This window comes from Christiangramia crocea (assembly GCF_022410465.1).
Lineage (GTDB): Bacteria > Bacteroidota > Bacteroidia > Flavobacteriales > Flavobacteriaceae > Christiangramia > Christiangramia crocea.
On record NZ_JAJSON010000009.1, the window covers coordinates 39,703 to 55,663 of the forward strand.

Consider the following 15,961-nt stretch of genomic DNA (forward strand, 5'->3'; position numbering starts at 1 on the left):
AAAGATGAGAACGAAACTATATACACTCAAATACATGCTCACATTTGCCTTTCTGGTATTAGCGGGCTGTAGTGATGATTTTGTTTATGTAGACGGGCAGGATGAAAATTCCGAAGATTATTTCAATACACCGGAAGATTATGAGCTCGCCCTAGTAGGAGCATATGACCTTTTACAGGCTACCTATTTAAATGTGATGCTGGGCGAGATCGCTTCCGATAATACACTTGCGGGAGGAGAAAGCGCCACAGATGTACCAGGTATTCAGGAAATCGATGATATGGTACACACCCCTGTTAATCAGCAATTACGTGATATCTGGAGCTGGATGTATGCCGGTGTTAATCGTGCCAATTATATCCTTGAATTTCAGGATAAGATAGATTTTGAAGGGAAGGAAGAGATCATTGCTCAGGCAAGATTCCTTCGTGCTTACTACTATTTTGAGCTTGTTAAATGGTTCGGTGATGTGCCATTGGCAGTAGACAGGCGAATTCAGTTTGGTGATCAGTTCGATATCCCAAGAACACCCAAAGCAGAAGTTTATTCACTTATTGAAGAAGACCTTAAGTTTGCGGCGGCCAATCTGCCCGCTACCCAGGAAGAGGAGGGGCGTATCACTTCTGGTGCCGCGCAGGCATTATTAGGAAAAGCCTATTTGTACCAGAAAGAATTTGCTGAAGCCGCCACCGCTTTTGAACCTGTAATAAACGGTCCTTATTCCTTGGTTGAGGATTATGAGAGCATATTCGAGCCCGAAGGTGAGAATAATGAGGAGTCTGTTTTTGAAGTTCAGTACACCGATAAGGAAGGAGCCGGATTTGGATGTCTTCAGTGTAGTGAAGGTAACGTGGCCGTTGGATTTAACGGGATAAGAAATTACACGGGGCCAAAATTCGAATCAGGATTTAGCTTCAATGTTCCTGTTCAGGAAGTAGTTGACCTTTTTAGCGGGGATGATATTCGTAAGGATGTAGCCATTCTTGATATTGAAGCGTGGGCGGAAGAAACAGGAGCCACCTATTCTGAAGGATATGAGCATACCGGTTATTATAACAGAAAATATATCTCAAGACAGGGAGATCTTAATACCGGCGATGCGAACCTTACAAACCCAAATAACTACAGAGCCATAAGGCTGGCCGATGTACTGTTAATGGCTGCTGAGGCTAATCTCAAAAAACCGTCTCCGGATGAAGAAAAGGCCAGAAGATATCTGAATTTGGTAAGGGAACGTGCAGAGCTTGATCCTGTAACCCTCTCAGAGGATGATCTTCTGGAGCAGATATATGAGGACAGAAGGCTGGAACTGGTAGGAGAAGGACATCGTTTCTTTGACCTTGTAAGAACAGAAAGAGCTGCCGATGAGATCGATGGCTTTGTTTCCGGAAAACATGAATTATTCCCAATCCCTGCTATAGAAATACAATTGGCAGGAAACAACTGGGAGCAGAATCCAGGATATTAAAAAAATAATTAAAACGAATAAAGATGAAAATATTCAAATTTTTAGCGATGCTTACCGTCTCCGTCCTTTTATTCACGGGCTGTGCAGATGATGATATTACTAACTACGCCTTCGCAGAAGTCTCTGCTCCTTCAAATGTGAGTGCAGACTTTGACATTACCCAGGATGATACGGGAACGGTTACCATTACTCCGGCGGGCGAGGGAGCACAAATGTTTGAAGTTTATTTCGGGGAGACCGAAAATGAAACTCCTGTTGAAGTTGCTGCAGGAGAAAATGTAACACATGTTTATGGGGAAGGGGAATACGACGTTAAGATCGTTGCAATTGGATCTAGTGGTTTGACAAGTGAATATAATCAAAACCTTGTTGTTTCTTTTAAAGCTCCTGAAAATCTGCAGGTAATTGTAGATCAGCCTGCTACGAATCCTAAGAAGATTACTGTAAGTCCATCTGCAGATTATGCTACATTATTCGAAGTATATTTTGGGGATATGGAAGATGAGGAGCCAACTCAGGTGATGCCAGGCGGAAGTGTGGATTACACTTACGATCCAGGGGTGTACGAGATAACTGTAATTGCTAAAGGGGCAGGGAGGGCCACTACGGAAGAAGATGCGATCGTTATTATCCCTGAGGCTACAGATCCTTTGAAGCTGCCTATTACTTTTGATATGGGAACGGTAAGTTATGCCGCAGAAACTTTTGGTGGGGCCAGCTATGAAGTGGTTACAAATCCGGATGTATATAGATCACATACTACCGAATCTAATGTTGGAGCCATTACCAACTCAGGAGCCGAATGGGAAGGTGGTTCTTTCTCTTTAGGTGAACCAGTTGATTTTAGTGGAGATGATAAACAGATTACCATGAAAATGTGGTCTGATGTTGAAGTTTCAGTTCTTATGAAGTTTGAAGGAGGAATTGATGATGCAAGAGCTAACGAAGTGAAAGTTACCCACAGCGGGACAGGTTGGGAAAGTCTAACCTTTGATTTTGCTACCAATGCTACAAAAAGTTTTATTGATGGAAATCAGGGTGTAGGAGAGCCTTTTGTTCCAACCGGGCAGTATGAAATATTAACCTTATTCATCGATGGAGGTGGATTTACTACAGGTACATTCTATCTAGATGATATTGCCCAACCTAGTGCTTTACCTAATTGTGTTCCTGAAACAGAAGAAAATATAGATGCCGCCAATGGTCCTATCAACTGGACTTTTATGACAAATGATCCAGACCATGAATTTGATCAGTTTGGAAATATTGAAACATATATAGTAGGTAATCCTAAAACCGATGGAATTAATGCAAGTTGTAGAGTGCAGAAAGTAGTGAAAACCGATCCATGTGAAACCTGGTCTGGAGTAGGACAGGAATTACCTACCGCTATCGATTTCTCTACTACAGATAAAAAAGTATTTACCATGAAGGTGCTTGCAGAAACCCAGGCTTCTGAAGTTACCCTTAGACTTGAACGTCTGCCGCATCCAAATACAGACCCGGCATACGATAGGGTGGCTACAATCACTGAAGTAGGTGAATGGCAGTTATTGACTTTCGATTTTTCAGATGTTTCGGAAGGTACCTTTAAGAGTATGATCATTTATTTTGAAAGAAATGCAAACTGTGATGGGGACATCTATTACTTTGATGAAATCAAACAGGTTGCCCCTGTGCCTGCTGCCTGTATGGCTGAAACAGAAGAGAATATAGATGCCGCCAACGGTCCTATTAACTGGACTTTTATGACAGATGATCCAGACCATGAATTTGATCAGTTCGGAAATATTGAAACAGATATTGTAGACAATCCTTCAATCGAGCTCGTTAATACCAGTTGTAAGGTGCAGAAACTTATAAAAACCGATCCCTGTGAGACCTGGTCAGGTCTGGGACAGGAATTACCAACAGCTATTGATTTTTCTGCTACAGATAAGAAGAAATTCAAGATGAAAGTATTTGCAGAAACCCAGGTGTCTGAGGTAACTCTTAGATTGGAACGTCTTCCTCATCCAAATGTTGATCCGGCTTACGATAGAGTGGCTACGATCACACAGGTAGGAGAATGGCAGGAATTGACCTTTGATTTCTCAGATGTTTCGGAAGGAACCTTTAAGAGTATGATCATATATTTTGAAAGAGGTGCTAACTGTGATGGGGATGTCTATTATTTTGATGATATCGTGCAATTTTAAAGTGATTTCTTTTACTCAACATTTCTGTAAAAAGAATTTGAAAATAAAATTATGATGAAAAGTTTTAAAATAATTATTGGCTTAATGTTTTCGGTAATGCTGTTTACCAGCTGCCAGGAAGACGATCTGGGCCTGGATACTATCGTAGTGCCCAGTAATATAACGGTGTCTACCATTGTTAGTGAGGACGGTTCCGGGATAGTTGAGTTTGATGCTAGGGCAGATAATGCGATAACCTATAAATATGTCTTTGGCAATGGAGAGACTAAAGTTGCACCGGGCGGTGCATATAGCCATGCTTTTTCTGAGAGTGGTGATTATACTGTTAGCGTAGTTGCTTATGGAACTGGAGGAACTTCCAGTTCCACCACTGTTGATGTAAGTATTTTTGTGGCCTATGAACCACCACAGGATCTTATTGATAAACTGGTTGGAGATGGATCCAAGGAATGGAGAATTTATGCTGAAGTTCCAAAGCATTTTGGGCTTGGTCCTATAGATGATACTGAGATTGCACAGTATTATGGGGCTCCTTCAAATGATAAATCTGGAACCGGTATGTATGATGATCGATATATATTTAGGGAAGATGGAACTTTTGTCCATATCACTGATAATACGAACGATGAACCTGAAACAAATCCTGAAGGAACTGTATTTGGAAGAATTAATTTTATTGATGAACTGGGTGGTTGTGCCGATTGTGAAGTTCAGGGTGCTGACGTACTGAATATTCCTTATAATGATTATACTGAAAACTGGGCTGTGATCGCACCCGGAGGAGCAGAAACAATAGCGCTTACCGGTCGTGGCTTTATTGGTTATTATACGGGAGGGGATCATAGATATGAAATTTATGATGGCTCCATACCTAATCAGTTAATTCTTAGGACTACTGATGGTAATAATGAGTTTGACTGGTGGTTTATTCTTACTTCTGAAGATGAAAATGCAGAAGGAAGCGAAGGAGAAGAAAGCTTCCAATCACAATTTTCTACCGAGGTATGGGCAGACGAATTTAACGGAGACGCTCTTGATACCGATAAATGGAATTACGAAATAGGTAATGGAACTAACGGCTGGGGGAATGGTGAAGCTCAGTATTACACAGATTCTGAAGATAATGTAAAGGTTCAGGATGGAAACCTTATCATCACAGCTAAAAGAGAAGCTGAGAGTGGTTTCAACTTTACTTCGGCAAGGATCACTACAAAAGATAAATATGAATTTACCTACGGTCGCGTAGAGGTTCGGGCCAAGCTTCCTGCCGGAAGCGGTACCTGGCCTGCGATCTGGATGCTGGGAGCTGAATGGCCCGAAGAAGCCTGGCCGGGAGTTGGCGAAATGGATATTATGGAATTTGTCGGGAATAACCCGAATAGAATTTCATCAGCCTTACATTTCCCTGGAAATTCAGGGGGCAGTGCCATTCTAGGTGAAAATACAGAGGTTACAGATGTTACCTCAGAATTTCATGTTTACGAAGTGGAATGGACCGAAGATAAGATTACATTCCTTATGGATGGTGAAAGCCATTTGGAATTTGATAATTCAGATGCCACTCCATTCAATGACGATTTCTATCTTCTTTTAAATGTGGCTATGGGAGGATCTCTTGGAGGTTCTATAGCCGATGATTTTCAGGAATCATCAATGGAAATTGACTACGTAAAAGTATTTCAATAGCTATTTTTTAGCTAAATTGTTAGATTTCCGGGGGCCTTCGGCTCCCGGTATTAATCTCCTAAACCATGAAAATTATATTCAAGACCATAGCATTCCTGTTTGTTGGAACCGGAAGTCTTTTTGCTCAATCTGATGCGATTCCCAGTTCAGTGAAGAATGTGGAAACCAAAGTGGACTCTGTAATACAGCTTATGACCCTCGAAGAGAAAGTCGGGCAGATGGTACAGTATAATGGAAGCTGGGATTTGACAGGTCCGGCTTCGGGTACTGATAATAAGCAGAAAGAGGAAAGGCTGAAAAAGGGACTGGTTGGTTCTATGCTTAACGTTATTTCCGTGAAAGCCACTCGTGAAGCTCAGCGTTTGAATATGGAGAATTCTCGCCTGAAGATACCTCTTATCTTTGGTTACGATGTGATCCATGGATATAAAACCATCTTCCCGGTTCCACTTGGAGAAACGGCAAGTTGGGATCTTGAAGCCATGGAAAGATCGGCGCGAATTGCTGCACTGGAATCGGTTGCAGATGGTATTAACTGGACCTTTTCTCCTATGATCGATATTTCACGCGATGCCCGTTGGGGCCGAATCATGGAGGGATCGGGTGAAGACCCGTTTTTAACCTCAAAGGTGGCAGTAGCAAAAGTCAAAGGTTACCAGGGATCTGATCTTTCAGACCCTAAAACGATAGCCGCCACAGCTAAACACTTTGCTGGTTACGGACTTGCGGAAGGAGGTAAGGATTACAACGCGGTAAATATTGGTGAAAACGAACTTCATAATGTTGTTTTGCCTCCATTTCATGCTGCGGCCAAAGCCGGGGTAGCCACTTTTATGAACTCCTTTAATACTATTGATGGCGTTCCGGCTACCGCAAGTGAAAGACTTCAACGCGAGATCCTGAAAGGTGACTGGAACTGGAATGGATTTGTAGTTTCAGACTGGGGGTCAATAGCTGAACTGATTCCTCACGGTTTTGCCAGGGATAAGGTACATGCGGCCGAAATTGCTGTAAAAGCTGGTAGTGATATGGATATGGAAGGTGGTGCTTATGAAGCAGGACTTCAGAAACTGGTGGATGAAGGGAAGATAGATGAAACGCTGATAGACGATGCTGTAAGAAGGATTCTTAGGGTAAAATTCAAAATGGGGCTTTTTGAGGATCCTTACCGTTATATGGATGCTAACCTGAACAGTTCATTATCTTATGATGAACACAGGAAAACTGCCCGCGACATCGCGAAGAAGTCCATCGTTCTTTTAAAAAATGAAAATGGTCTGCTCCCATTAGGTAAATCGGTAAACAAAATAGCGGTTATAGGTCCGCTAGCGGATGACACTGATACCCCAATCGGGAACTGGCGTGCCCAGGGAGAAGCCAATTCGGCGGTCTCAGTCCTGGAAGGATTGAAGAATACCGTACCTGAAAGCACCCAGATCACTTATAGCAAAGGCATTAGCCTGGGAGAAGGAGAACGAAGTTTCCTTATGCCCCTGAAAATTAATGAAACTGACAGGTCTGGAATTCAGGATGCTGTAGAAAAGGCTAAGCAAGCCAATCTGGTGGTTATGGTTCTTGGAGAAGACGCATTTCAGTCTGGTGAAGGGCGTAGTCAGGCAAATGTTGGCCTTGCAGGACTGCAGATGGAATTGCTGAAAGAAGTTCAAAAAGTAAACAAGAACATTGTCCTGGTACTTATCAACGGCCGGCCACTCGAGATAACCTGGGCTTCCGAAAATATTCCTTCTATCGTGGAAGCATGGCAGCTTGGTACCGAAAGCGGTAATGCCATTGCCGATGTGCTTCTGGGGAAATATAATCCTTCAGGTAAACTGCCGGTTTCTTTTCCACGCGCAGTAGGGCAGGAACCATTATATTATAATCATTTGAATACCGGAAGGCCATATAGTGAGGAACATGTGACCTATGCACATTATACCGATATTGAAAATGGTCCCTTATATCCATTTGGTTATGGTTTAAGCTATACCGATTTTGAATATGGAAAACCTGAGCTTTCTTCCTCCAGTCTTAATACAGGAGAAACGGTGACGCTTAGTGTTAAGCTTACAAATACCGGTAAAGTTGCCGGGAAAGAAGTAGTACAGCTTTATTTAAGGGATCTGGTTGCCAGCCTTGCCAGGCCTGTAAAAGAACTGAAAGGCTTTAAACTTGTTGAATTACAACCGGGAGAGACTAAAACAGTAGAATTCAAAATTGATGAGGAAATGCTTAAATTTTACTCCGCATCAGGAAAATGGGAAGCCGAAAATGGTGAATTTGAACTTATGCTCGGCGGAAATTCTGAAGATATTCAGTCAGTAAAATTAAATTACAGAAAATCATGAAAAACTTTTCAAAACTAATAGTATCCGGAGGATTTCTTCTTGGAGTGGCAATTTCAGGAACAGCCCAGGGAAAGGTGATCTTTGAGGAAGATTTCAGTGGAGATAGCCTGGACATGAGTTCCTGGAGTTATGAAGAAGGAGATGGTTGTCCTAATCTCTGCGGATGGGGTAATAACGAGGAGCAGGTATACGACCGCAATTATGTTGAGGTAGAAGATGGGAAGCTTGTGATCACTGCGGTAAAAAAAGACGGAGAGTATTATTCGGGAAAGATAAACTCCAGGGATAAGGTGGAATTTAAATATGGAGAGGTCGAGGTACGTGCCAAACTTGGAACCGGCAAGGGTATATGGCCTGCTTTCTGGATGCTTGGGACAGATATCAACGAAGTGGGATGGCCTGCCAGTGGGGAGATCGATATCCTGGAATATGTAGGCCGTGAACCTGATATGGTCTTTACTTCACTACATACTCCTGCCAGTCATGGTGAAACCATTAATACTAAAAAAACCAGATTTGAAGATATTGAAGAAGGCTACCATACATATAAAGCAGTATGGACAAAAGACTATATTGAATTCTTTGTAGACGGGAATCAGGTATATAAGTTTACTCCGGAAAAGTATGATGACGAGCATTATCCCTTCAGAAAGGATTTTTACTTTCTGATCAATATGGCCGTAGGAGGCAATTTTGGTGGTCCCGAGGTAGACGATTCTATTTTTCCTGTGAAATATTATATAGATCACATTAAGGTAACCCAAACCAACTAACTAAATAAGCGGAGCCGGCTGTTTGAAAATTGGGCTTGAATTAGCGTTCTACTAATCTATTACTAAGGTTCCGCTTTAATTTAGATTTCGCTTTTCAATAAAGAATCTTTTTAAAATATCCCCGCACTCAGTTTCCATTATCCCTGATTTCACTTCGGTCTTTGGATGCAGTTGCACTCCAAACTTGCGATAGCCTCTGTTTGGGTCCGAAGCTCCAATTACCAGCTTCGGTATCTGACTCCAGTAAAGGGCGCCGGCGCACATCTGGCAGGGCTCAAGAGTAACATACATAGTACAGTTTAGAAGGTATTTCCCGCCAAGAAAATTCGCTGCGGCGGTGATGGCCTGCATTTCGGCGTGAGCCGTTATGTCATTCAGGGTCTCGGTGAGGTTATGCCCCCTGGCAATGATCCTGTCGTTTATAACCACGACCACCCCAACCGGAATTTCTCCTTTTTCATAGGCCATTTCGGCTTCTTCCAAAGCCTTTTTCATAAAATATTCATCGTTAAAAGGAGAAATCATATCCCAAATTTTAAGGAAAGATATAAATTTTGAACATTCCAGTGAACTCTCATATCCCTAATTAAGTTTTCATAATGTAACTTTGTCGGGTATGGCCGAAAAGATCCTTAGAAATATAAACAGCCCGGCAGACCTGCGAAAACTGAACAAAACTGAATTGAAGCAACTCGCTCAGGAACTGCGCCGATTTATTATTGATATAGTAGCCACCAAGGAAGGTCATTTGGGTGCCAGTCTTGGAGTGGTTGAGCTTACCATAGCCCTGCATTATATATTTAACACCCCCGATGATCTGCTTGTATGGGATGTTGGTCATCAGGCCTATGGGCATAAGATCCTGACCGGCCGTAAGGATATTTTTGATACTAATCGCCAGCTTGGTGGCATCAGTGGTTTTCCTAAACGAAGCGAAAGCGAATATGATGCCTTTGGAACAGGGCATTCATCCACTTCTGTCTCGGCAGCCCTGGGAATGGCAATGGCTTCAAATCTTAAGGGAGAGACAGATAAGCAACATATTGCAGTGATTGGCGATGCTTCCATAGCTAGCGGGATGGCTTTTGAGGGCCTTAATCATGCAGGGATGACCAAAGCCAATCTGCTGGTGATCCTGAACGATAACGCCATTGGAATAGATCCCAGCGTTGGCGCTTTAAAGGAATATCTTACCAAAGCCAGGGTGGGTTATAAGCCGGCTAGTTATAATATCATCGAGGCGCTTAATTTCAAATATTTTGGTCCCGTTGATGGCCACGACCTGGATGGTCTGCTGAAGGTTCTTGAGAAAATGAAGCAGATCAATGGCCCCAAATTTCTACATGTAATTACCCGAAAGGGAAAGGGCCTGAAAAAAGCTGAAGAAGACCAGGTAAAATACCATGCTCCCGGGAAATTTGAACCGGCTACCGGAGAATTGTTAAAATATGATACCGACGGACTTCCGTTGAAATACCAGGATGTATTTGGTTTTACTCTGGTTGAGCTCGCCAGTAGTAATGAAAAGATCATTGGAATAACTCCTGCGATGCCTACGGGGAGCTCCCTGAAATATATGATGGAAGCTTTTCCTGAAAGGGCCTTCGACGTTGGCATTGCCGAGCAGCATGCCGTCACACTCTCTGCCGGGATGGCCACTCAGGGCTTTGTGGTCTATTGTGCTATTTATTCTACTTTTCTTCAGAGAGCTTACGATCAGTTAATCCATGATGTGGCCCTACAGAATTTACCGGTGATTTTCTGTCTGGATCGTGCGGGTCTTGTAGGTGAAGATGGAGCTACTCATCATGGGGTGTTCGATATTGCCTATTCCCGGGCGATTCCAAACCTTATGATCGCGGCGCCAAGGAATGAAGTTGAACTGCGAAATTTGCTTTATACGGTGCAGCTGGGACTAGAAAACCCAATTATAATTCGATATCCAAGAGGCAGGGGTGTTCTGAAGGAATGGAAACTACCATTTGAAAAAATAAAAATTGGAAAAGGAGAATGTTTAAAGCAGGGTTCTGAGATAGCAGTGCTTAGTATTGGTAATATGGCGGGAAACGTTTCAGAAGCCATCGCTCAAATGTCTGAAAAAGAAAAGCTCGCTCACTACGATATGCGTTTTGTGAAACCACTGGATGAAGTATTACTGAAAAATATATTTAAAAAGTATAAGAAAATAGTCACGGTGGAAGACGGAGTGAAAAAATCCGGTTTTGGAAGTGCAGTTTTGGAATACGCCGCAGAGGCCGGTTTTAAAGGTGAAATTTACATTTTAGGAATACCGGATAAATTTATCGACCAAGGAAGTGTGGTTCAATTACAAGAAATTGCAGGAATTCACGTTGAAGGAATAAGGCAAAAGCTGGAATCTATGATATGATTTTTTTATTTTTGCAAATCTGAAAACCTGAGTTATTAATGAAATTCCAAATCCTACTAGTATTTTTCTGTATTACATCCTTCAATTCCTTAGCTTCTGATTTTAAATATCATGCTGTAAATGACACTACGGCAACTGCCGCGAAAGACACTACGGCTTCAGATACCATGATGATGTACTGGACAGAGAAAAATACTTTCGGGTTGAACCTGAGCGAAGTTGCTTTTGTTAACTGGAACTCCGGTGGTAATAATTCTGTTTCAGCTTTATTCTATTCAAACTTTGAAAGGAATTTTGAAAAAGATCTTACCATGTGGCGTAATTCTGCTTCTCTGAGATACGGAATAAATGCCCAGGAAGGCCGGGAGGTTCGGAAGACCGAAGATGAACTAAGGGTAAAATCTTCCTTTGGCTTTAGAAATGACAGTACCTCCAACTGGTTTTACTCAGGTAAATTCAGTTTTAATACTCAGTTTTCCAATGGTTATAAATATCCGGATACCGAGGTGCCGATTTCAAAATTCATGGCTCCGGGTTATACTTTTCTGGGTGTGGGAACTGAATTTTCTCACCCCGAAGAGGATCTCCAGGTGTACCTTTCACCTATTACCTTTAAATCTACCTTTGTACTGGATCAGCGTCTTGCCGATGAAGGTATGTTTGGTGTGGAGCCTGCGGTAACCGATGAACTGGGAAATATTCTTAAGAAAGGTGAGAACCTTCGAACGGAATTCGGTTTTCTGGTCACCAGCGGGTTTAGTAAAGAGGTTTTTGATAATATAGACCTTGATAACCAGCTGAGTCTTTATTCAGATTATCTCAATAATTTCGGGAATGTGGATGTAGACTGGCAGCTGAATGTGAACATGAAGGTGAACGACTTTGTAAAGGCCAATGTGGGCTCACATATACGCTACGACGACGATGTAAAGTTCAAGGAGGATACCAACGGGGATGGTAAACTTGAGACTTCAGGTCCGCGGATTCAGCTTAAACAAATGCTGGGCGTTGGCGTTGTTTACGAATTCTAGACTATAAACTCTGTCCTTTATATTTTTTTACGGAAGCCACCGTCATCCCGTCGGTTAGTGAAGCCGTATATGAGCAGATGCCTATCAGATTTTCATAAACCGAATCGTTTTTCTGTAGATGCTCTAGCTGTGGTACCGATTTCAGGACCAGTTTGGTAAAGTTTGAATCTTCAGCATTATCTCCCGGAAGCAGGGCTTTCGTGTAAATATCCAGCAAATAGGAAAGCATTCTATAGCCCGCTATTTCCTTGCTTATCACTTCTTCGCTCTGATAGATCTTTTCGATACTTATCTTGATGATATCTTTTATCTGTGCTTCGTAACTGCTTTTATCAAAAAGTGATTCGTGAAATTCTCCTTTTAAGATCGCATCTTCATTTTTCAGGAATATCTCGGCCGCTTCTCCTATGAGGGTATTAATGGCCAGAGACCTCAGGTATGCGAGTCTGTCTGCAGTATTGGTAAGGCCGTTATATTTTGTGGTATTGATATTATCCTTAACAAGTTTGATGAGGTATTCCAGTGCATAATCCTCATCGATCAGCCCCAGGTTGATCCCGTCTTCAAAATCTATGATGGTATAACAAATATCATCGGCTGCTTCTACCAAAAAGGCCAGGGGATGTCGGCAATAACCTATGTCTTTTCCTTCTCTCGTGTTTTGAAGGCCTAATTCCTCGGCTACCTCTTCGAAAAACTGTCTTTCACTTTGGAAGAAACCGAACTTTTTATCCTCTATTTTTCTTGTGGGTTTATGCGGAAGGGATTCCTTTGGATATTTGGTAAAAGCTCCAAGAGTTGCATAAGACAGCCTTAATCCTCCTTCAATTCCTGGCCGGTGTTCGGTAAGTATTTTAAAACCGTTGGCATTACCTTCAAATTTCACGAGATCCTGGAATTCCTTTTCGGTAAGTTGATCTTTAAAACGCTGGCCGTTCCCATGGCTGAAATATTCACCAATTGCCTTTTCTCCCGAATGTCCGAATGGCGGGTTCCCGATATCGTGGGCCAGGGCCGCTGCTGCTACAATGGCTCCAAAATCGTTCATCTGGTATCCGAAAGTATCTCTGAGATGAGGATGTTTTTCCAGCAGTTTCTGGCCGGTTAGACGTCCCAGGGATCTTCCAACTACCGATACTTCCAGGCTATGAGTTAAGCGTGTATGTACAAAATCGGTCTTTGAAAGCGGTATCACCTGGGTTTTATCCTGAAGACTTCTGAAGGCAGAAGAAAAGATGATCCTGTCATAGTCTACCTCAAAACCCAAACGGGTCTCATTCTGTTCCTTTCTTAATCTTTTATGTGTGTCTCCAAATCTTTTAAGTGACAAGAGTTGTTCCCAGTTCATTTCGGTTGGTGGTTATCAGTGAATAATTCCTGGCTAAAAATAAATAAAAAAGAGGCGTTTGAAAATTTTCCGAAGGTCATCCTGAATTTATCTTATTAAAATAAAAAAGGGAAGTAACAGCTACTTCCCCTTCTTAATCCAAATTTGAATTAGCCAAAATTTTAAGATCCGCACATCAGGCAATCGTCGCCTTCTCCTTCCCTGGACTGAGCTATGATTGCTCTAAGTTCCTCGGGTGTCAGGGCTCCTTCCTCATCGTTTTGCTGAGAAATTACCGGTTGTGACTGAGCCTGCATTTTATCTGCGGCTCTCACCGGAGCCTGAGATTCGGTCTTTACAGGTTCTTTTTTTGTTTCTTTCTGAAGCGTAAACTTGATAGCGTCTACAGCTGCTTTGGTGCGAAGATAATACATCCCGGTCTTAAGTCCGCTTTTCCATGCATAGAAATGCATTGAAGTAAGTTTGCTGTAATTAGCATTTTCCATGAAAAGGTTGAGGGACTGTGACTGGTCTATAAAATAACCCCGCTGTCTCGACATATCGATAATGTCTTTCATACTCATTTCCCATACTGTCTTGTATAGTTCTTTAAGATCCTGTGGAATAACATCTATAGCCTGCACCGATCCGTTATTACGCATAATGGCATTCTTAACGTCGTCTGTCCACAGATCTCTTGATACAAGATCTTCCAGTAAATGCTTGTTTACCACGATGAATTCTCCTGAAAGAACCCTTCTGGTATATATATTAGAAGTGTAGGGTTCAAAAGCTTCATTATTTCCTAATATCTGGGAGGTTGACGCGGTAGGCATAGGCGCTAGCAGCAGGGAGTTTCTAACTCCATTCTTGATTACCTGTTTACGTAGTTTTGCCCAGTCCCACCTTCCGCTAAGTTCTTCATCTTTAACTCCCCAGAGATTGTACTGGAATTCTCCCTGGCTGATGGGAGAACCTTTAAAAGTTGAATATGGTCCTTCCTCTTTTGCCAGCTCCATGGAAGCCGTGACCGCGGCAAAATAAAGCGTTTCAAATATTTCCTGGTTCAGCTTTTTGGCTTCATCTGAAGTGAATGGCAACCTTAATTTGATAAAGGTATCTGCCAGACCCTGAACGCCGAGTCCCACCGGACGGTGGCGCATATTGGAATTTTCAGCCTCTTTTACCGGATAATAATTCCTGTCGATCACCTTATTAAGGTTCTTGGTTACCCGCTTGGTGATCTTGAACAGTTCCTTATGGTCGAACTCCTCTCCTTTAATGAACATTGGCAGGGCGATGGAGGCAAGGTTACATACAGCTACTTCATCTTCGCTGGTATATTCAAGGATCTCGGTACAAAGGTTCGAAGATCTAATGGTTCCAAGATTCTTCTGATTTGATTTGCGATTTGCCGCATCCTTATAAAGCATGTACGGAGTTCCGGTCTCGATCTGGGATTCCATGATCTTTTCCCATAGTTCGCGGGCTTTGATGGTTCTCCGGCCTTTGCCTTCAGCTTCATATTTTTGATAAAGCTTCTCAAATTCTTCTCCATAAGAGTCAAAAAGTCCGGGACATTCATTCGGACACATTAATGTCCATTTTCCATCTTCCTGGACCCTCTTCATGAACAGGTCCGGCATCCACATGGCATAGAAAAGATCACGTGCGCGCATTTCCTCTTTTCCGTGGTTCTTTTTAAGGTCGAGAAAATCGAAAATATCGGCATGCCATGGTTCCACATAGATAGCGAAAGAACCTTTTCTTTTTCCTCCGCCCTGGTCCACATAACGTGCAGTGTCGTTGAAAACTCTAAGCATGGGAACGATCCCGTTGGAAGTGCCATTGGTTCCTGAAATATAGGAACCCGTAGCACGAACATTATGGATTGAAAGTCCAATTCCACCAGCAGATTGTGAGATCTTGGCCGTTTGCTTTAGGGTGTCGTAGATCCCGTCTATACTATCATCTTTCATAGTAAGAAGAAAGCAGGAAGACATTTGTGGTTTCGGAGTTCCGGAATTAAAAAGTGTTGGGGTAGCGTGTGTGAAATATTTTTTAGACATCAGTTCATAGGTCTCTATGGCTGCATCCAGATCATCAATATGTATTCCTATGGAAACGCGCATGAGCATATGTTGTGGGCGTTCAGCGATCTTTCCGTTAAGTTTTAGAAGATAGGATCTCTCTAAGGTCTTAAATCCAAAGTAATCATATCCAAAGTCACGATTATATATAATGGTGGAGTCCAGTTTTTCCTTATTATCCATGATCACCTCATAGACTTCATCTGAGATGAGAGGAGCTTTTTCGTCATTCCGCGGATTCACATACTCGTAAAGATCTGTCATTACCTCAGAGAAGGTCTTCTTCGTATTCTTATGCAGGTTGGAGACAGAGATACGTGCGGCAAGTTTTGCATAATCTGGATGTGAAGTGGTCATTGTAGCTGCGATCTCGGCCGCCAGGTTATCCAGTTCGCTGGTGGTAACGTTGTCATACAGGCCTTCAATCACCCGCATCGCCACTTTTACCGGATCTACTAGTTCGTTAAGACCGTAACAGAGTTTTTTGATTCTGGCGGTGATTTTGTCGAACATGACGGGCTCCTTCCTCCCATCTCTTTTAACTACATACATAAGCTACAGTTTTAGTTCAGGAACACAGGAATCTTGAAAAAAGGTGCTGAGGGTCCCTGCCGGGAAAATACCCGGAATTGGAAAATTCATTAATTCGGA

The 15,961-nt window shown here is 42.4% G+C and carries 10 protein-coding genes; 7 read left to right on the forward strand and 3 right to left on the reverse strand.

Annotated elements, in window-relative coordinates:
* The first annotated feature begins 4 nt into the window (after positions 1-4).
* The 5 genes from LU635_RS02830 (at position 5) to LU635_RS02850 (ending at position 8,473) form a co-directional block, all read left to right on the forward strand.
* Positions 5-1,468 carry a RagB/SusD family nutrient uptake outer membrane protein gene (locus LU635_RS02830; RefSeq protein WP_240095985.1) on the forward strand — a complete coding sequence of 488 codons (1,464 nt, stop codon included), beginning with the start codon at positions 5-7 and terminating at the stop codon, positions 1,466-1,468.
* A gap of 23 nt (positions 1,469-1,491) precedes the next feature.
* The gene (locus tag LU635_RS02835; protein ID WP_240095986.1) at positions 1,492-3,666 is read left to right on the forward strand and encodes a hypothetical protein; all 2,175 of its coding nucleotides are present in this window, start codon (positions 1,492-1,494) and stop codon (positions 3,664-3,666) included.
* A 51-nt stretch (positions 3,667-3,717) separates the two neighbouring features.
* Positions 3,718-5,352: a family 16 glycosylhydrolase gene (locus tag LU635_RS02840; RefSeq protein WP_240095987.1), complete on the forward strand. Its 1,635-nt coding sequence runs from the start codon at positions 3,718-3,720 to the stop codon at positions 5,350-5,352.
* 65 nt (positions 5,353-5,417) lie between these two features.
* Complete coding sequence (bglX, locus tag LU635_RS02845) at positions 5,418-7,700, forward strand: beta-glucosidase BglX (RefSeq protein WP_240095988.1); 2,283 nt, start codon at positions 5,418-5,420, stop codon at positions 7,698-7,700.
* The gene (locus LU635_RS02850) at positions 7,697-8,473 is read left to right on the forward strand and encodes a glycoside hydrolase family 16 protein (RefSeq protein ID WP_240095989.1); all 777 of its coding nucleotides are present in this window, start codon (positions 7,697-7,699) and stop codon (positions 8,471-8,473) included. Before bglX ends, LU635_RS02850 begins: the two co-directional genes overlap by 4 nt.
* Positions 8,474-8,548: 75 nt before the next feature.
* On the opposite strand, the gene LU635_RS02855 is transcribed toward LU635_RS02850, so the two are convergent.
* On the reverse strand, positions 8,549-8,998 hold the full coding sequence (locus LU635_RS02855; RefSeq protein WP_240095990.1) for a nucleoside deaminase: 450 nt from the start codon (positions 8,996-8,998) through the stop codon (positions 8,549-8,551).
* 91 nt (positions 8,999-9,089) lie between these two features.
* Here LU635_RS02855 and LU635_RS02860 point away from each other — a divergent pair, with 91 nt between their 5' ends.
* Entirely contained in the window at positions 9,090-10,862 is a 1,773-nt protein-coding gene (locus LU635_RS02860) for a 1-deoxy-D-xylulose-5-phosphate synthase (RefSeq protein WP_240095991.1), read from the forward strand.
* A 38-nt stretch (positions 10,863-10,900) separates the two neighbouring features.
* A complete protein-coding gene (locus tag LU635_RS02865; RefSeq protein ID WP_240095992.1) occupies positions 10,901-11,893 on the forward strand; it encodes a DUF3078 domain-containing protein in 993 nt (330 codons plus the stop codon).
* 1 nt (position 11,894) lies between these two features.
* Here the strand turns inward: LU635_RS02865 and LU635_RS02870 are convergent, their stop codons facing one another.
* The gene (locus tag LU635_RS02870; RefSeq protein WP_240095993.1) at positions 11,895-13,241 is read right to left on the reverse strand and encodes a deoxyguanosinetriphosphate triphosphohydrolase; all 1,347 of its coding nucleotides are present in this window, start codon (positions 13,239-13,241) and stop codon (positions 11,895-11,897) included.
* A 161-nt stretch (positions 13,242-13,402) separates the two neighbouring features.
* Positions 13,403-15,862 carry a ribonucleoside-diphosphate reductase subunit alpha gene (locus tag LU635_RS02875; RefSeq protein ID WP_240095994.1) on the reverse strand — a complete coding sequence of 820 codons (2,460 nt, stop codon included), beginning with the start codon at positions 15,860-15,862 and terminating at the stop codon, positions 13,403-13,405.
* Positions 15,863-15,961 lie beyond the last annotated feature (99 nt).